Genomic DNA, 18590 nt, shown 5'->3' with positions numbered 1-18590 from the left:
GCGGTCCAGATCGGTGGGACGGGTTCGAGTCGCGGGGCGACCAGCGGTAGAGTCGCCCCGACCGACATCCTTTAACCGCTGTCCTGTGAGGCAGAGAAGGAGGTCTTGAGACACCCATGTGTCCGGAGACATCCGCTGAGGGCCCGCCCCAGCCACCCGCCCGCGAGGTCATGAGCGCCTCTGATGTCGCGCGCGCACTGCGCCGCATCGCCCACGAGATCGTCGAGCGCAACAAGGGAGCCCAGGACGTCGTCCTGCTCGGCATCCCCAGTCGCGGCGTCGAGCTCGCCCAACGCCTCGCCACCCTGATCAGCGAGATCGAGGGGGCATCCGTGCCCGTCGGCTCGCTGGACGTGACGATGTACCGCGACGACCTGCGCGGTCGCCCGACCCGTGCGCCCGCCCAGACGACCTTCCCGCCCGCTGGCGTCGATGACCGGATCGTCGTCCTCGTCGACGACGTCCTGTACTCCGGTCGCACCGTCCGGGCCGCGCTGGACGCGTTGTCCGACTACGGCCGCCCCCGCGCCGTCCGCCTCGCGGTCCTCGTCGACCGCGGCCACCGCGAGCTGCCGATCCGCGCCGACCACGTGGGCAAGAACCTGCCGACCTCGCAGGCGGAGCGGGTCACCGTGCGCCTCACCGGTTACGACGACGTCGCTGACTCCGTCACGATCTCGGGAGGTGACCCTCGATGAACCGTCACCTGCTCTCCGTCGCCGACCTCACCGACGCCGACCTGCGCGCAGTGCTCGACACCGCTGCCGAGATGCACGAGGTGCAGCACCGCGAGGTCAAGAAGCTGCCGACCCTGCGCGGCCGCACGATCATCAACCTCTTCTTCGAGGACTCCACCCGCACCCGCAGCTCCTTCGAGATCGCGGGCAAGTGGATGAGCGCGGACACGATCAACATCACCGGCAAGGGATCCTCCACGTCCAAGGGAGAGTCCCTCCGTGACACCGTGCGCACCATCGCGGCCATGGGCGTGGACGCGATCGTCATGCGTCACCAGGCCTCCGGTGCTGCTCACCAGGTCGCGCGCTGGTTCGACGAGTCGGGCGTGCGCGCCGCCGTGGTCAACGCCGGTGACGGCACGCACGAGCACCCCACCCAGGCCCTGCTCGACGCCTACACGCTGGAGCGTCGGCTCGGAACCCTCGAGGGCAAGCGGATCGCGATCGTCGGGGACGTGACGCACAGTCGGGTCTTCCGCTCCAATGTCCTGTCGCTGCCGCGCCTGGGGGCCGAGGTCACCGTGGTCGCGCCGCCGACCCTCATGCCGAGCGGCTCCACGCGCTGGGCGGAGACGGACGGCTTCACGCTGAGCGACGACCTCGACGAGGTCATCGACTCCGGTGTGGACGCCCTGATGATGCTGCGGGTGCAGCGCGAGCGGATGGCCGGTGGGTTCTTCCCCACGGCCCGCGAGTACACGGTCGGCTACGGGCTGACCCGCGATCGGCTGGCCGCACTCACCGCGGTCAACCCCGAGGCGGTCATCTGCCACCCCGGCCCGATGAACCGCGGCCTCGAGATCGCCGCCGACGCGGCCGATGCGGCCGGCAGCCTGGTCCTGGACCAGGTGAGCGCCGGTGTCGCCGTGCGGATGAGCGTCCTGTACCACCTGCTGGCCTCCGGCCTGACCGACGAAGGGGGCGCCGCATGAGCGACCTGTTGATCACCGGCGCCTCGCCGCTGGGTGGCCCGACCACCGACGTCCTCGTGCGAGACGGCGTCATCGCCGCGCTGGGCGCTGACGCGGCCGGCGATGCACCGACGGATGTCGCGCGGCTCGATGCCGAGGGACTGGTCCTGCTCCCGGGCCTCGTCGACCTGCACACGCACCTGCGCGAGCCCGGCCGTGAGGACGCGGAGACGGTGCGCACCGGGTCCGCCGCGGCTGCGGCCGGCGGGTTCACCGCCGTGCTCGCCATGGCCAACACGAGCCCGGTCACCGACACCGCTGAGGCCGCCGAGCGCGTCCTCGACCTCGGGGTCGCTGCGGCACACTGCGATGTCCAGCCGATCGGCTCGGTGACCAAGGCGCTCGAGGGTGCCGAGCTCGCCGAGCTCGGCCTGATGCACCGCTCGCGGGCACGGGTGCGCGTCTTCTCCGACGACGGGCGCTGCGTACACGACGCCCGCGTCATGCGACGGGCGCTGGAGTACGTGCGCGCCTTCGACGGGGTCATCTCCCAGCACAGCCAGGACCCGGCTCTCGCCGGGCCGTCGGCCTGCTGCCACGAGGGTGAGATGAGCGGCCGACTGGGTCTGACCGGCTGGCCGGCCGTGGCCGAGTCGAGCATCATCGCCCGTGACGCCGAGCTGGCACTGCACACCGGCTCGCGCGTGCACGTCGCCCATGTCTCGACCGCCGAAGGCGTCGAGGCCGTGCGCTGGGCCAAGCGACGCGGAGCCCGGATCACCGCCGAGGTCACCCCGCACCACCTCGTGCTCACGACCGACCTGCTCACCGGCTACGACCCGGTCTACAAGGTCAACCCGCCGCTGCGTCCCGCCGAGGACGTCGAGGCGCTGCGCGAGGCCCTGGCCGACGGCACGATCGATGCGGTCGCCACCGACCACGCGCCGCACGCCCGTCACGACAAGGAGCATGCCTTCCCCGATGCGGCCTTCGGCATGCTCGGGCTGGAGACGGCCTTTGCCGTCGTCCACGACGTCATGGTCACGTCGGGGCGCACCGATCTGGCCACGCTCGCCGAGCGGATGTCCCACGCCCCGGCCCGCATCGCCGGGCTCACCGATCACGGACGGGCGATCGAGGTCGGCACTCCCGCCAACCTCGTCCTCGTCGACACCAGCGCCCGGGTCACCGTCGATCCGTCCGCCTCGCAGTCACTGTCCCGCAACACCCCCTTCGCCGGGCACACCCTCACCGGGGCTGTCCGTACGACGATCCTGCGCGGCCGCGTCACGGCCACCGATGGAGAGGTCATCAATTGAGTCAGCACAGCACCAGCCCAGCGGTCCTGGTCCTCGAGGACGGCCGGACCTTCACCGGCACGGCCTACGGCGCCGTCGGTGAGACCGTCGGCGAGGCGGTCTTCTCCACCGGCATGACCGGGTACCAGGAGACGCTCACCGACCCCAGCTACCGCGGCCAGGTCGTCGTCATGACTGCCCCGCACGTCGGCAACACCGGGTGGAACGACGAGGACGACGAGTCCTCCCGCATCCACGTCGCCGGATATGTCCTGCGCGACCCCGCGATCCGCCCGAGCAACTGGCGATCGCGCCGCCCTCTCGAGGAGGAGCTGACCACGCAGGGCGTCGTCAGCATCGCCGGGATCGACACCCGGGCCCTCACCCGCCACCTGCGCGAGCGCGGCGCGATGCGCGTCGGCATCTTCTCCGGGGACGCCCTCGTCGACGAGGCGACCCTCCTGCAGCGGGTGCAGGCCGCACCCGAGATGGCCGGCTCCGCGCTCGCGGCCCAGGTGAGCACCACCGAGGCCTATGTCGTCGAGGCCCAGGGGGACAAGCGCTTCACCGTCGCCGCGATCGACCTGGGGATCAAGACGATGACCCCCACCCGGCTGGCCGAGCGCGGCATCGAGGTGCACGTCCTGCCCGCCACCGCGACGCTCGAGGAGGTCATGGCGGTCGCTCCCGACGGTCTCTTCTTCTCCAACGGACCCGGGGACCCGGCGACGGCCGGGGACCAGGTGGCCCTGCTGCAGGAGGCGCTGCGCGCCGGTCTGCCCTACTTCGGCATCTGCTTCGGCAACCAGCTCTTCGGTCGGGCGCTCGGCTTCGGCACCTACAAGCTGAAGTACGGCCACCGTGGCATCAACCAGCCGGTCTTCGACCGGACGACCAACAAGGTCGAGGTGACCGCGCACAACCACGGCTTCGCCGTGGACGCCCCTCTCGACGAGGCGACGCAGACCCCCTTCGGCACGGCGAGCGTGAGCCACGTCTGCCTCAACGACGATGTCGTCGAGGGACTGGAGCTCCACGACGACAGCGGGCGCCTGCGCGCCTTCTCCGTCCAGTACCACCCGGAGGCGGCGGCCGGTCCGCACGACGCCGCCTACCTCTTCGACCGCTTCATCGATCTGCTGGCGGCTGCCGGCACCAAGGAGACCCAGGCCTGATGCCCAAGCGCGACGACATCAAGAGCGTTCTCGTCATCGGCTCCGGGCCGATCGTCATCGGACAGGCCTGCGAGTTCGACTACTCCGGCACCCAGGCCTGCCGCGTCCTGCGCGAGGAGGGGATCCGGGTCATCCTGGTCAACTCCAACCCCGCGACGATCATGACCGACCCCGAGTTCGCGGACGCCACCTACATCGAGCCGATCACCCCCGAGGTGATCGAGAAGATCATCGAGCGCGAGCGCCCCGACGCGGTGCTGGCCACCCTCGGCGGGCAGACCGCGCTCAACGCGGCCATCGCGCTGCACGAGGCCGGGATCCTCGAGAAGTACAACTGCCCGCTCATCGGCGCCAGCGTCGAGGCCATCGAGCTCGGTGAGGACCGTCAGCGCTTCAAGGGCGTCGTCGAGCGCTGTGGTGCGAAGTCGGCGAAGTCGATCATCTGCAATGCCAACGAGGCCCCCGCCGGGTCGACGCCGGGCGAGCAGGTCCGGTTTGCGTTGGACAAGACCCTCGCCGCGGCGCAGGAGCTCGGCTACCCGGTCGTCGTGCGCCCCTCCTTCACCATGGGTGGCCTCGGCTCCGGCTTCGCCTACGACGAGGACGACCTGCGTCGCATGGCCGGCGCCGGCCTCCAGGCCAGCCCGACGACCGAGGTGCTCCTCGAGGAGTCGATCCTGGGCTGGAAGGAGTACGAGCTCGAGGTCATGCGCGACACGGCCGACAACGTCGTCGTCGTCTGCTCGATCGAGAACTTCGATCCCGTCGGTGTCCACACCGGTGACTCCATCACCGTCGCGCCCGCGCTCACCCTCACCGACCGCGAGTACCAGAAGATGCGTGATGTCGGCATCGCCGTCATCCGCGAGGTCGGCGTCGAGACCGGCGGCTGCAACATCCAGTTCGCCATCGACCCCGTCGACGGTCGGATGATCGTCATCGAGATGAACCCCCGCGTGTCGCGCTCGTCGGCGCTGGCGTCGAAGGCCACCGGCTTCCCGATCGCCAAGATCGCGGCCAAGATGGCCATCGGGTACACCCTCGACGAGGTGCCCAACGACATCACCCAGGAGACGCCGGCCGCCTTCGAGCCGAGCCTGGACTATGTCGTCGTCAAGGTGCCGCGGTTCGCCTTCGAGAAGTTCCCGGCAGCCGACCCGACGCTCACGACGACGATGAAGTCCGTCGGCGAGGCGATGGCCATCGGTCGCAACTTCACCGAGGCCCTGCAGAAGGCGCTGCGCTCCGCGGAGCGCAAGGACGCCACCTTCCACTGGGACGGCGACCAGCCCACGCCCGAGGAGGGACGCGCGCTCCTCGCGGCCGCGCGCACCCCCACAGACGGCCGCATCGTGCAGGTGCAGCAGGCCATGCGTGCCGGTCTCTCGGTCGAGGAGGTCTTCGAGGCCACCAAGATCGACCCCTGGTACCTCGACCAGATGGAGCTCATCAACTCCGTCGCGCAGGAGGTGCACGACGCCGACGAGCTCAACCCGCAGGTGCTGCGCCTGGCCAAGCGGCACGGCTTCTCCGACGCCCAGATCGCCCGTCTGCGGCGGATGGACGAGGCCGTCGTGCGCGGTGTGCGCCACGCCCTCGGTGTGCGCCCGGTCTACAAGACGGTCGACACCTGCGCAGCGGAGTTCGCCGCACGCACGCCCTACCACTACAGCTCCTACGACGAGGAGAGCGAGGTCGCGCCGCGCGAGCGTCCGGCCGTCATCATCCTCGGCTCCGGGCCCAACCGGATCGGGCAGGGCGTCGAGTTCGACTATTCGTGCGTCCACGCCAGCTTCGCCCTGCGCGACGCCGGGTACGACACCGTGATGGTCAACTGCAACCCCGAGACCGTCTCGACGGACTACGACACCAGCAGCCGGTTGTACTTCGAGCCGCTGACCCTCGAGGACACCCTCGAGGTCATCCACGCCGAGACTCAGGCCGGCCCGATCGCGGGCGTCATCGTCCAGCTCGGCGGGCAGACCCCGCTCGGCCTGGCGGCTGCGCTCAAGGCGGCCGGAGTGCCGATCGTCGGCACCTCGCCCGAGGCCATCGACCTCGCCGAGGACCGCGGCCACTTCGGCCGGGTGCTCCACGAGGCCGGGCTCAACGCGCCCAAGCACGGCACCGCCTTCAGCGCGGAGGAGGCCGTCGAGATCGCCCGCGAGATCGGCTACCCGGTCCTCGTCCGCCCGTCCTATGTCCTCGGTGGGCGGGGCATGGAGATCGTCTACGACGACTCCACCCTCTCCGAGTACGTGACGCGTGCGGCCATCGCCAGCCCCGAGCACCCGATCCTCGTCGACCGCTTCCTCGACGACGCCATCGAGATCGACGTCGACGCGCTGTACGACGGCAAGGAGATGTACCTCGGCGGGATCATGGAGCACATCGAGGAGGCCGGGATCCACTCCGGCGACTCGAGCTGCACCCTGCCGCCGGCAACGCTCGGTACCTCGGAGCTGCAGCGGGTGCGCGAGGCGACGCTCGCCCTCGCCGAGGGCATCGGGGTCCGCGGCCTGATGAATGTCCAGTTCGCACTCGCCCAGGACGTCCTCTACGTCCTCGAGGCCAACCCGCGCGCCTCGCGCACCGTCCCCTTCGTCGCCAAGGCCACGGGCGTCCCCCTGGCCAAGGCCGCGGCCCGGGTCATGCTCGGCACGAGCATCGCCGAGCTCAAGGACGAGGGCATGCTGCCGCGTCACGCCGACGGTGGTTCGATGCCGGCCCACGCGCCGATGTCCGTCAAGGAGGCCGTGCTGCCCTTCAAGCGCTTCCGCACCAAGGAGGGCGATGTCGTCGACTCCCTGCTCGGTCCCGAGATGCGCTCCACCGGGGAGGTCATGGGTATCGACGCCGACTTCGGCGCCGCCTTCGCCAAGAGCCAGCTCGGGTCCCTCTCGAGCGGCCTGCCGACGACGGGGCGGGTCTTCGTCTCGGTCGCCAACCGGGACAAGCGCGCGATGATCTTCCCGATCAAGCGTCTGGCCGACCTCGGTTTCACCATCCTCGCCACGCAAGGCACCGCCGATGTCCTGCGCCGCAACGCGATCGAGTGCGAGGTCGTCACCAAGCACTCGGAGCGGGTCGAAGGCGAGGAAAGCGTCGTCGACCGGATCCTCGCCGGCGAGATCGACGTCGTCTTCAACACCCCGTCCGGGCAGAACGCCCGGGCCGACGGTTACGCCATCCGGGCCGCGACGACCGCCATGGACAAGCCGATCGTCACCACGGTCCAGCAGCTCGGTGCAGCGGTGCAGTCGATCGAGGCACGCATCAACGGCGAGCTGCGGGTCAAGCCCCTGCAGGAGCACGCGCGCGACCTCGACCTGTACGGGGTGGGCCGGTGACGGCACGCACCATCGCGGCACGTGAGGGTGCGGGAGTCGTCCAGGTCGACGCCGAGGTCCTCGGCAACACGGCGGTGGGGGCCTACCGGCACCTGACGCTCGTGACGCCCGGGCTCGCGGAGATCGCCCGTCCCGGTCAGTTCGTGGCCCTGGCGGTCGGCGACGGCACGAGCTCGATGCTCCTGCGTCGCAGCTTCTCCATCCACCGGGTCAGCCCTGCCGGGACCTACGGGGCGACGACCGAGGTGGTCGTCGCCGCGGCCGGACCGGGCACCCAGGAGATCACCCGGCTCGAGCCGGGGCAGAGCGTCAGCGTCATCGGGCCCCTTGGCAAGGGCTTCCCCCTGCCGTCGCAGCCGGTCCCGTGCATCCTCGTCGGCGGTGGCTACGGCTCCGCTCCGCTCTTCTGGCTCGCCGAGCAGCTGCGCGAGCGCGGGTGCCCCGTCGAGATCGTGCTCGGTGCGGCCTCGGCTGATCGGCTCTTCGGGGTCGTCGAGGCGCGCCGGGTCGCTGACGGCGTCACCGTGACGACCGATGACGGATCCGCCGGCACCCAAGGCTGGGTCTCGGATGTCCTGCCCGACCTCATCGCCCGCACCGGCGCCGGGGTGCTCTACGGGTGCGGACCGATGGGCATGCTGCGCTCGATGAGCGCGATCGCCGCCGACCACGGCATCGTCGCCCAGGTCGCGGTCGAGGAGGCCATGGCCTGCGGTGTCGGCATCTGCATGACCTGCGTCATGCCGGTCACCGACCAGCACGGCACCACCAAGATGGTCCGCAGCTGCTTGGAAGGCCCGGTCTTCCGGGGCGACCGGGTGCGCTGGGAGGCCTTCGACGACGGACTGTGCCGGGTTCCGGCCGACGCCGTCGGTGCCCCCAAGGAGGCGCGCTGATGACTGCTGTGTCACCCCCTTCGGCCGTGGACATGTCGCTCGACCTGGCCGGCGTCCGCCTGCCCAACCCGATGATGACGGCGAGCGGATGCGCGGCCAACGGCCGCGAGATGCACCGATTCATCGACATCACCCAGCTGGGAGCCTTCGTCACCAAGTCGGTGAAGTCCCAGCCGGTGTCCGGCCGGGGCACGCCGCGCATGGCCGAGACCCCGTCCGGGATGCTCAACTCGATCGGCCTGCAGAGTCCGGGAGTCCAGGCCTTCGTCGAGGAGGACCTCGCGTGGCTGCACTCGATCGGTGCCCGCGTCATCGTGTCCATCGCGGGCAGCACCGCGTCGGAGTTCGCCAATGTCGCCAAGGCGATCGTGCGCAGCCGGTACGCGAGCGCCGTGGCGGCCATCGAGGTCAACATCTCCTGCCCCAATGTCGCCAATCGCGGGCTCGTCTTCGCCTGCGACCCGGCGAGCTCGCACAAGGTCATGACGCTCGTGCGCGAAGAGGTCCCGCGGGGGATCCCGATGCTCGCCAAGCTCAGCCCTGATGTCACCGACATCGTCGGGATCGCCGACACCGTCCTCAAGGCCGGAGCCCACGGGCTGACGATGATCAACACCACGCTGGGCGTGGCGATCGACATCGACCGACTGCGTCCGCACCTCATCGCCGCGACCGGTGGCCTGTCCGGTCCGGCGATCCGTCCGATGGCCGTGCGCGCGGTGTGGCAGGTCGCCGGAGCGATGCGTGCCGGCCGGATCAAGACCGTGCCCATCGTCGGCGTCGGGGGAGTGCGGCACGGCCGCGATGCCCTCGAGCTGGTCGCTGCCGGAGCGAGCGCGATCCAGGTCGGGACCGCTGCCTTCAACGACCCGACGGCACCCGAGCGGGTCGGTCGTGAGCTCGAGCAGCTCATCGCCGAGCGCGGTTTCACCCGACTGTCCGATGTCGTCGGCATCGCCCACGAGAGGTTCACCCCATGAGCACCGACACCGCTCCCTTCGGTGCACGACTGCAGACCGCCATGGTGCAGCACGGTCCGCTCTGCGCCGGCATCGACCCGCACCGCGGGCTCGTCGAGTCGTGGGGCCTGACCTACGACCTCGCCGGCGTCGAGCGCTTCACGATGACCTGCGTCGAGGCCTTCGGCGGGGTCGTCGCCGCGGTGAAGCCACAGTCGGCCTTCTTCGAGGTCTTCGGGGCGAAGGGGGTGGCCCTCCTCGAGCGGGCCCTCACCGACCTGCGCGACGCCGGCACGCTCACGGTGCTCGACGTCAAGCGCGGCGACATCGGCACGACCGTCGAGGCCTATGGCGAAGCCTTCCTCGGCAAGGACGCGCCTGCGGCCGCGGACGCCATCACGCTCAGCCCCTATCTCGGGTACGGCTCGCTGCGTCCGGCCATCGACCTGGCGCACGCGACCGGTCGTGGGGTCTTCGTCCTGGCCCTGACCTCCAACCCCGAGGGGGCGCAGGTCCAGCACGCGCGCCTGTCCGACGGCCGCTCCGTCGCGGGAGCGATCGCCGATGACGCCGCTGCCGACAATGCGGAGGCCCTCGGGCGCGGCGAGCTCGGCAGCGTCGGCCTGGTGGTCGGTGCGACGGTGGGCTCGGCGGTGCGGGACCTCGGTGTCGACCTGCCCGCCATGGCCGGCCCGGTCCTGGCGCCCGGTCTGGGTGCGCAGGGTGCCACTGCGGCCGACGTGCGCTCGGTCTTTGCCGGGGCCCTGCCCCAGGTCCTGGCCAGCAGCAGCCGCGATGTCCTGCGTGCAGGTCCGGACGTGGCCGCCCTGCGCGCTCGTGCGCGTGAGGTGGCGACGGAGGTCGCTGGCATCACCGCCTCGTGAGATGGTGGGCGGATACCCGCCACCCGTTCACCCGGAGGACTCCTTGGTTGCGCCCGTTCCGACGCTCAGCCCGCAGCAGCGGACCGACGCGCTGGCTCGGGCGACCGCGGCGCGCCGGGCACGGGCCGAGCTGCGCCAGGGGCTCAAGAGCCGCGCCATCGGTCTGGCGGAGGTCCTGGAGGCTGGTCGCACCGACCCTGTCGTCGCCCGCATGCGGGTGACGACGGTGGTGGAGTCGATGCCGGGCGTGGGCCCGGCGACCGCAGTACGCATCATGCAAGAGTTGGGGATCGCGGCGTCCCGCCGCATCCGCGGGCTGGGTCCGCACCAACGCACCGCACTCCTCGAGAGGTTCACCCGGGTATGAGCTCACCCCGTCTGACCGTGCTGGCCGGTCCCACCGCCGTGGGCAAGGGCACGGTGGCCGCCTGGGTCCGTCAGCACCATCCGGAGGTCTGGCTCTCCGTCTCCGCGACGACGCGCCCGCCGCGCCCCGGTGAGGAGGACGGCGTGCACTACCACTTCATGTCCGGCGACGAGTTCGCCGACAAGGTGGCCACGGGGGAGATGCTCGAGTGGGCCGTCGTCCACGGCCGTGCCTCCTACGGCACCCCGCGTCGACCGGTCGAGGAGGCACTGGCCGCCGGCAAGCTGCCGCTGCTCGAGATCGACCTGCAGGGGGCGCGACAGGTGCGCGCCTCGATGCCACAGGCCTGCTTCGTCTTCCTGGCGCCGCCGTCGTGGGACGAGCTGGTCGACCGGCTGGTGGGCCGCGGCACCGAGACGGCGGAGGAGCGGGCCGTGCGGCTCGAGACCGCCAAGGTCGAGCTGGCCGCCCAAAACGAGTTCGACCGGGTGGTCGTCAACGACGACATTCGTCGTGCGGCCGAAGAACTCGTATCATTGATGAAATCCCACTGACCTCGACGACAAGGACCACCTCGACGTGTCCGGCACCAAGGCAAACCCCATCGGCATCACCAACCCGCCGATCGATGACCTCCTGACCAAGGCCGACAGCAAGTACGCGCTGGTCATCTTCGGCGCCAAGCGCGCTCGTCAGATCAACGCCTACTACTCGCAGCTGCAGGAGGGCCTGCTCGAGTACATCGGCCCGCTCGTCGACGCCCAGGTCCACGACAAGCCGCTGTCGATCGCCCTGCGCGAGATCAACGAGGGCCTGCTGACCAAGGAAGCCAGCGCCCCCGAGGACGACGTCACTGCGCCGGCCGCCACCGGCGACCAGGCCTGACGGAGCCCCCTGCGTGCGCATCGTCCTCGGTGTCGGTGGCGGCATCGCCGCCTACAAGGCTGCCCTCCTGCTGCGCCTGTTCACCGAGGGCGGTCACGAGGTCACGGTCGTCCCGACCGAGGCTGCGCTGAAGTTCGTCGGCGCCCCGACGTGGGAGGCCCTCTCGGGTCATCCCGTCCAGACCGATGTCTGGAGCAACATCACCGATGTGCCGCACGTGCGCATCGGGCAGGAGGCAGATCTCGTCGTCGTCGCACCGACGACCGCGGACCTGCTGGCCAAGGCCGCCCACGGCCTCGCCGGTGACCTCCTGACCAATGTGCTGCTGACCGCCCGCTGCCCGGTCGTGCTGGCACCTGCGATGCACACCGAGATGTGGGACCACGCAGCCACCCGGGCCAATGTCGCGACCCTGCGCGAGCGCGGCGTCACGGTCATCGAGCCCGACTCCGGGCGCCTGACGGGCGCCGACACCGGCCCCGGTCGCCTCCCCGAGCCCGAGGCCATCCATGAGGCCGCTCTGGCTGCCCTTGCCGGGGGCGCGGACGCGCCGGCTGACTTGACGGGCCGACGAGTGCTCATCAGCACCGGTGGTACCCGCGAACCGCTCGACCCCGTGCGCTACCTCGGCAACCGCTCCTCCGGCAAGCAGGGGCTGGCGCTGGCGCAGACCGCCGCCGCACGCGGTGCGAGCGTCACCCTGGTCGCGGCCAACCTCGAGCTGCCCGTGCCCGAGGGCATCGAGGTCGTCCCCGTCCAGACCGCGCTGGAGCTCCAGGAGGAGGTCCGCTCGCGATCCGCTGCGCACGACGTCGTCGTGATGGTGGCCGCTGTCGCTGACTTCCGGCCGGCCGAGTACACCGACAGCAAGATCAAGAAGACGCACGACCCGGCGGATCCCGACGCGGCCCCGACGATCCGGCTGGTGCGCAACCCGGACATCCTGGCCGGGATCGTGGCCGACCGGGGCTCCGCCTCGAGCCCGGTGATCGTCGGCTTTGCCGCCGAGACCGGTGATGCCACGGGATCGGTGCTCGACCTGGGCCGGGCCAAGCTCGCCCGCAAGGGCTGCGACCTGCTCGTGGTCAACGAGGTGGGCGTCGACAAGACCTTCGGTCAGGACGAGACGAGCGTGCACGTCCTCACCCGCGGCAGTGACGCTGTCGTCGACCTCGGACCGGCCAGCAAGTCGCAGGTCTCGCAGGGAATCTGGGACGTCGTCGTGGGATCATTGGCCGCGCACTGACCGCGGGTGCTTAGACTGGGCCAGCCCTACCGGACGGTCACGTCGACCGTCCATCCACGAGCCTGGGAGTTCTGCGTGTCCGGACGTCTCTTCACCTCCGAGTCGGTGACCGAGGGTCACCCCGACAAGATCTGTGACCAGATCTCCGACTCGATCCTCGACGCCATGCTCGAGCAGGACCCGCGCAGCCGGGTCGCCGTGGAGACGATGGTGACGACCGGTCTGGTGCACGTCGCCGGCGAGGTCACCACCGAGTCCTATGTCGAGATCCCCAAGCTCGTGCGCAAGGTCATCGCTGACGGCGTCGGCTACGACTCCTCCGACAAGGGCTTCGACGGACGCACCTGCGGCGTCTCGATCTCCATCGGTCAGCAGAGCCCGGACATCGCCCAGGGCGTCGACACCGCGTACGAAAACCGCACGGGTGGCGTCGACCCCAAGGACAAGCAGGGCGCCGGCGACCAGGGCCTGATGTTCGGCTACGCCTGCGAGGACACCCCAGAGCTGATGCCGTTGCCGATCTTCCTGGCACACCGGCTCTCCCAGCGGCTGACCGAGGTGCGCAAGTCCGGCGAGCTGGACTACCTGCGGCCTGACGGCAAGACCCAGGTGACCATCGACTACGACGGTGACCGGGCCGTGCGCCTGGACACCGTCGTGCTCTCGACCCAGCACGCCGCCGAGATCGACCACGAGCGCCAGCTGCCGCAGGACATCCAGAAGCACGTCTTCGAGCCGGTCATGGCTGCGCTCAAGGACTCCGGCGTCGAGCTCGACACCTCCGACTACCGCAGCCTGATCAATCCCACCGGCAAGTTCGTCATCGGGGGCCCCATGGGCGACGCGGGTCTGACCGGCCGCAAGATCATCGTGGACACCTACGGCGGCATGGCCCGTCACGGTGGCGGTGCCTTCTCCGGCAAGGACCCCTCCAAGGTCGACCGCTCCGCCGCCTACGCCATGCGCTGGGTCGCCAAGAATGTCGTCGCCGCCGACCTCGCCGGGCGCTGCGAGGTCCAGGTCGCGTACGCGATCGGCGCCGCCCAGCCGGTGGGCCTGTACATCGAGACCTTCGGCACCGAAAAGGTCGCCGTCGACAAGATCCAGGCGGCGGTCGACGCCGTCTTCGACCTGCGGCCCCTGGCCATCGTCGAGGAGCTGGACCTGCTCCGCCCGATCTACGCGCCGACCGCCGCGTACGGCCACTTCGGTCGCACCGAGGCCGCCGGGTACGACAATGCCTTCCCGTGGGAGCAGATCAACAAGGTCGAGGCGCTGCAGGCCGCAGCCCGCGCCTGATCCACAGCCAACTGACCGGGCGGGGTGTCGTTGACACCCCGCCCGGATACGTTTGTCCCCGTGCGCATCGCCCAGGTACTCATCGACTCAGGGCTGGTCCATCTGGACCGGCCCTTCGAGTACCTGGTGCCCGAAGAGCTCGACGAGGCGGCTGCGCCGGGGGTACGCGTCAAGGCGCGCTTCGCCGGACGTGATCTCGCGGGGTATGTCGTCGAGCGCACCGATGTCGCCGAGCACACGGGCCGTCTCGCCCCGATCCGCACGGTCGTCTCCCCGGAGCAGGTCCTCACCCCGCAGGTGCTTGAGCTGGCCCGTCGCGTCTCCCGCCACCAGGCCGGCACCGTCATGGATGTCCTGCGCCTGGCCATCCCTCCGCGTCACGCGCGTGCGGAGAAGGCCCTGCCGCTGGAGCCGCCGGAGCCCCGCCCCGCGACGGTGAGGGAGCCGGTCGAAGGGGATGACACCCCCCAGCCCATTGCGGCACCAGAGGTGTGGGCCGGCTACCGAGCAGGGTCGGCGTGGTGGTCGCGGGTCGCTGCTGGCGAGTCGCCGCGGGCGGCCTGGGTCGCCGGTCCGTCGCGCCCACCGGAGACGGACTGGCCGATGGCCTTGGCCGAGGCCGCTCGCGGTGCCCTGCTGTCCGACCGGGGGAGCGTCATCGTCGTCCCTGACCAGCGTGACCTCGCCCGGGTCGACGCTGCGCTGACCGAGCTGCTGGGCGCCGGTCAGCACGTCCGCCTGACAGCGGACCAGGGGCCGCAGGCTCGTTACACGGCATGGCTCAAGGTGCTGCGCGGCCACGTGCGCATCGTCGTCGGGACCCGCGCCGCCGCCTACGCACCCGTGCAGGACCTCGGGCTCGTCGCGTGGTGGGACGACGGCGACGACCTGCACCAGGAACCCCGATCCCCCTACACGCACGTCCGCGACGTGCTGATGACCCGTGCCGATGTCGAGGGCTGCGCGCTCCTCGCTGCCGGTCTGGCGATGTCGACCGATGTCGCGGCGCTCGTCGACGCCGGGCGCGTCCACCTCGTCGGAGGATCGACCCCGCGACGTGAGGCGCCGCGGGTCCTCATCGCGGGCGAGGGGGTCGACGAGGAGCGGGATGGGCCGGGTGCTCGTGCGCACATCCCGTCATCGGCGCACCGGGCCGCAGCAGCAGGACTGGCGAGCGGGCCGGTCCTGATCCAGGTGCCTCGGCGGGGATACCTGCCCGCGATGTCCTGCGCCACCTGCCGGGCACCGGCCCGATGCCCGGAGTGCCAGGGCCCCCTCGCGCTGCCTGCACCAGACCGCCCGCCCGAGTGCGGGTGGTGCGGACGATCCCCGCGCGGCTTCCTCTGTCCCCACTGCGACGGTGACCGGCTCCGAGCCGGGATCATCGGGGCTCGCCGCACCGCGGAGGAGATCGGTCGGTCATTCCCCGGCACCAAGGTCATCACCTCGGGCGCCGGCGAGGTGCGCGAGGTCGTCGGCGCAGAGCCGGCGATCGTCGTCGCGACGCCGGGGGCCGAGCCGGTGGCGACCGGAGGCTATGCCGCAGTCCTGCTCCTGGATGCCTGGGCCAGCCTCGACCGCCCCGACCTGAGGGCCTCGGAGGAGGCCGTGCGCCGATGGTTCGCCGCGTCCGGGCTGGCCCGGTCATGGGTGGACGGGGGAGTGGTGGTGCTCTGCGGGGCGCCCTCGCACGTGACGATCCCTGCCGTGGAGGCACTCGTGCGGTGGGACCCCGAGTGGTTCGCAGCCCGTGAGCTCGCGGAGCGAGCGGAGCTGTCGCTCCCGCCCACGACGTGGAGCGCCGAGATCGTCACCGACCGTCAGCGGATCGAGTCGATCGAGCAGTCCGTGCGGGGCGTCTCGTCGGCAGCCGCGCTCCTGGGCCCGCTGCCCGTCCCCGGATCCGACCGTCGGCGTCGAGTGGTCGTCACCGCCCCCTTCGCCGACGGGCCGCTCGTCGCCGCCGCCCTCAAGGACGTGCGCGCAGGGGAGAGCGCGCGCAAGACCTCCGACCTGACCTCGGTCAAGGTCGGACACCTCACGACGGGCTGAGGTCGTCGGAGTCGGGCTCAGGTTCGAGGCACCTGTGGCCCGACATGCGCAGGAGTGGTCGGCGCCCGGCCGGCCGCGGATGCCGGCGCCACGGCGGGCCACCTAGACTCGGCCCCGTGCGACTGATCTTTGCCGGGACCCCTCAGGTCGCCGTCCCCTCCCTTCGTGCCCTGCTCGACTCCGACCACGAGGTGGTCGCCGTCGTCACCCGACCCGATGCCAGGGTGGGCCGCGGCCGCAAGCTCGAGCCCTCGCCGATCAAGGTGGTCGCGCAGGAGGCCGGTCTCGAGGTCCTCACCCCGGGCAGCCCCAGGGACCCGCAGTTCCTCGCGCGCCTGCGTGAGCTGGCGCCCGACTGCTGCCCGGTCGTCGCCTACGGAGCCCTGCTGCCCGCCGAGGCCCTGGACATCCCCGCGCACGGGTGGGTCAACCTGCACTTCTCCCTGCTGCCTGCCTGGCGCGGAGCCGCCCCGGCCCAACGCGCCCTGATGTCCGGCGACGAGATCACCGGTGCCAGCACCTTCCTCATCGAGACCGGGCTCGACACCGGGCCGGTCTTCGGCACGATGACCGAGCGGATCCGTCCCGACGACACCTCGGGCACCCTGCTCGATCGGCTTGCCGATGCGGGGGCTCCGCTGCTGCTGGCGACGATGGACGGGATCGCCACGGGCGACCTCGAGCCACAGGCGCAGCCGAGTGAGGGCATCAGCCACGCGGCCAAGCTGAGCGTCGAGGACGCGCACATCGACCTGACGCACCCCGCCCTGGCCGTCGACCGGCGCATCCGCGGATGCACCCCCGAGCCGGGCGCGTGGACGACCTTCCGCGGGGAGCGCCTCAAGGTCGGACCCGTCACCATCACCGACGAGCAGCTGCCCATCGGGTCCATCGATGCCCGCAAGCGTGAGGTCCTCGTCGGCACGGCCGACCGCGCCGTGCGCTTGGGCGAGGTGACCCCCGTGGGCAAGAAGCCGATGGCGGCCGCCGACTGGGCCCGCGGGGTGCGCATCGAGTCCGGGGACCACCTCGGAGAGGAGACGGCATGACATCCGAGAACCACCACAGGGGACCGCGCCAGAAGTCGCGGACGGCGCCCTCCGCGCGAGCGCGCCGGGCAGACCTGCCTCGCTCGACCGCCCAGCAGGTGCTGCGAGCCGTCTCCACGGACGGCGCCTACGCCAACCTGGAGCTGCCCAAGGCGTTACGCCGGGCACGCCTGAGTGGGCGCGACGCCGCCTTCGCCACCGAGCTGACTTACGGCACCCTGCGCATGCAGGGCCTCTACGACGCGGTCATCGCCCACGCCTCGCAACGACCCGTCGGGCAGCTCGACGGGGGAGTCCTCGACGTCCTGCGGATGGGTGCCCACCAGGTCCTCGGCATGCGCGTCCCCGAGCACGCAGCCGCCGACCAGTCCGTCGCCCTCGCGCGCTCTGCCGCAGGCCAGGGCGCCGCTGGCCTGGTCAACGCCGTCATGCGCCGCATCGGCGAGCGCAGCCGGGAGGAGTGGCTCGAGCTCGTCACCCCGACCGAGCCGGTCGTCGAGCGACTCGCCGTCTCCCGCTCCCACCCCGTGTGGGTCATCAAGGCGCTGCGTCAGGCACTGATCGGCCACGGCGTCGCGACCAAGGACGACGCGGACGACGTCCTCGACCAGGTGCTCGAGGCGCACAACATCCCGGCCGAGGTCTCGCTCATCGCCCGTCCCGGCCTGTGCGAGGTCGACGAGCTGCTTGCCGCCGGCGCACAGCCCGGACGGTGGTCCCCCTTCGCCGCCGAGCTCGAGAGCGGTGACCCCGGCAGCATCGACGCGGTCCGCGAGGGCCGCGCTGCGGTCCAGGACGAAGGGAGCCAGCTGCTGGCTCTCGCTCTGGCCGCTGTTCCGGTCGCCGAGCATGCCAACGGGGCCCCCGAGCGCTGGCTGGACCTGTGCGCGGGGCCCGGCGGCAAGGCCGGCCTGCTGGCCGCGCTCGCCCTGCGACAGGGCGCCGACCTCGTCGCCAACGAGGTGAGCGAGCACCGCACGGAGCTGGTGCGCCAGAGCCTGCGGGCTGCGATGGTCAAGGCCAGGGACCACGGTCGTGAGCTCGTCGTGCGTTCCGGCGACGGGCGCGAGGTCGGCGAGGACGAACCGCAGACCTACGACCGGGTGCTCGTCGACGCGCCGTGCACCGGGCTCGGTGCCCTGCGCCGTCGGCCGGAGGCGCGGTGGCGTCGGCAGCCCGGCGACCTCGTCGGGCTCGGCCCGCTGCAGCGAGACCTGCTCACAGCGGGGATCGACGCCACCCGGCCCGGTGGGGTCATCGCCTACGCGACGTGCAGCCCGCACCTGTCGGAGACGACGTTCGTCGTGCGCGATGTGCTCAAGAAGCGTGCTGATGTCGAGGTCCTCGACGCGCGTGAGCAGCTGTCCGCGGCAGCCATCGCGACGCTCACCGGCCTCGGCGATGGTCCGCACGCGCAGCTGTGGCCGCACCTGCACGGCACCGACGGCATGTTCCTCGCGCTGCTGCGCAAGAAGGCCTGAG

16 protein-coding genes are annotated in these 18590 nt (G+C 71.2%); all 16 read left to right on the top strand.

The window, feature by feature from the left end; translation table 11 throughout:
• The first annotated feature begins 116 nt into the window (after positions 1-116).
• Positions 117-698 carry a bifunctional pyr operon transcriptional regulator/uracil phosphoribosyltransferase PyrR gene (gene pyrR / locus JLI01S_RS00580; protein WP_084349074.1) on the top strand — a complete coding sequence of 194 codons (582 nt, stop codon included), beginning with the start codon at positions 117-119 and terminating at the stop codon, positions 696-698.
• Positions 695-1669, top strand: coding sequence for an aspartate carbamoyltransferase catalytic subunit (locus tag JLI01S_RS00575; protein WP_068258507.1), 975 nt, complete (start codon positions 695-697; stop codon positions 1667-1669). The genes pyrR and JLI01S_RS00575 overlap by 4 nt, the downstream gene beginning before the upstream one ends.
• Positions 1666-2967, top strand: a complete 1302-nt coding sequence (locus tag JLI01S_RS00570) for a dihydroorotase (RefSeq protein ID WP_068258506.1) — start codon at positions 1666-1668, stop codon at positions 2965-2967. Before JLI01S_RS00575 ends, JLI01S_RS00570 begins: the two co-directional genes overlap by 4 nt.
• Positions 2964-4121: a glutamine-hydrolyzing carbamoyl-phosphate synthase small subunit gene (gene carA / locus JLI01S_RS00565; protein WP_068258505.1), complete on the top strand. Its 1158-nt coding sequence runs from the start codon at positions 2964-2966 to the stop codon at positions 4119-4121. The genes JLI01S_RS00570 and carA overlap by 4 nt, the downstream gene beginning before the upstream one ends.
• Entirely contained in the window at positions 4121-7471 is a 3351-nt protein-coding gene (carB, locus tag JLI01S_RS00560) for a carbamoyl-phosphate synthase large subunit (protein WP_068258504.1), read from the top strand. Before carA ends, carB begins: the two co-directional genes overlap by 1 nt.
• Positions 7468-8367 (top strand): dihydroorotate dehydrogenase electron transfer subunit, encoded by a 900-nt coding sequence (locus tag JLI01S_RS00555; RefSeq protein WP_218005436.1) that lies wholly within the window; start codon positions 7468-7470, stop codon positions 8365-8367. Before carB ends, JLI01S_RS00555 begins: the two co-directional genes overlap by 4 nt.
• The gene (locus tag JLI01S_RS00550; protein WP_068258502.1) at positions 8367-9347 is read left to right on the top strand and encodes a dihydroorotate dehydrogenase; all 981 of its coding nucleotides are present in this window, start codon (positions 8367-8369) and stop codon (positions 9345-9347) included. The genes JLI01S_RS00555 and JLI01S_RS00550 overlap by 1 nt, the downstream gene beginning before the upstream one ends.
• Positions 9344-10210, top strand: a complete 867-nt coding sequence (gene pyrF / locus JLI01S_RS00545) for an orotidine-5'-phosphate decarboxylase (protein WP_068258501.1) — start codon at positions 9344-9346, stop codon at positions 10208-10210. The genes JLI01S_RS00550 and pyrF overlap by 4 nt, the downstream gene beginning before the upstream one ends.
• Before the next feature lie 43 nt (positions 10211-10253).
• A complete protein-coding gene (mihF, locus tag JLI01S_RS00540; protein WP_245634473.1) occupies positions 10254-10577 on the top strand; it encodes an integration host factor, actinobacterial type in 324 nt (107 codons plus the stop codon).
• Positions 10574-11131, top strand: a complete 558-nt coding sequence (gene gmk / locus JLI01S_RS00535) for a guanylate kinase (RefSeq protein ID WP_068258492.1) — start codon at positions 10574-10576, stop codon at positions 11129-11131. Before mihF ends, gmk begins: the two co-directional genes overlap by 4 nt.
• Before the next feature lie 25 nt (positions 11132-11156).
• On the top strand, positions 11157-11462 hold the full coding sequence (rpoZ, locus tag JLI01S_RS00530; protein WP_068258490.1) for a DNA-directed RNA polymerase subunit omega: 306 nt from the start codon (positions 11157-11159) through the stop codon (positions 11460-11462).
• A gap of 13 nt (positions 11463-11475) precedes the next feature.
• Entirely contained in the window at positions 11476-12708 is a 1233-nt protein-coding gene (coaBC, locus tag JLI01S_RS00525; RefSeq protein ID WP_068258488.1) for a bifunctional phosphopantothenoylcysteine decarboxylase/phosphopantothenate--cysteine ligase CoaBC, read from the top strand.
• Positions 12709-12783: 75 nt separating this feature from the next.
• On the top strand, positions 12784-14007 hold the full coding sequence (gene metK / locus JLI01S_RS00520; RefSeq protein WP_068258482.1) for a methionine adenosyltransferase: 1224 nt from the start codon (positions 12784-12786) through the stop codon (positions 14005-14007).
• Between the two features lie 60 nt (positions 14008-14067).
• Complete coding sequence (locus JLI01S_RS00515) at positions 14068-16059, top strand: primosomal protein N' family DNA-binding protein (RefSeq protein ID WP_068258480.1); 1992 nt, start codon at positions 14068-14070, stop codon at positions 16057-16059.
• Positions 16060-16175: 116 nt separating this feature from the next.
• Positions 16176-17108, top strand: a complete 933-nt coding sequence (gene fmt, locus JLI01S_RS00510) for a methionyl-tRNA formyltransferase (protein ID WP_068258478.1) — start codon at positions 16176-16178, stop codon at positions 17106-17108.
• Positions 17105-18589, top strand: coding sequence for an RsmB/NOP family class I SAM-dependent RNA methyltransferase (locus JLI01S_RS00505; protein ID WP_068258476.1), 1485 nt, complete (start codon positions 17105-17107; stop codon positions 18587-18589). The genes fmt and JLI01S_RS00505 overlap by 4 nt, the downstream gene beginning before the upstream one ends.
• Position 18590: the final 1 nt, after the last annotated feature.

This window comes from Janibacter limosus NBRC 16128 (genome assembly GCF_001570985.1).
Lineage (GTDB): Bacteria > Actinomycetota > Actinomycetes > Actinomycetales > Dermatophilaceae > Janibacter > Janibacter limosus.
Note: the sequence above shows the minus strand (reverse complement) of the source record. Positions and strands in the feature narration are given on the sequence as shown.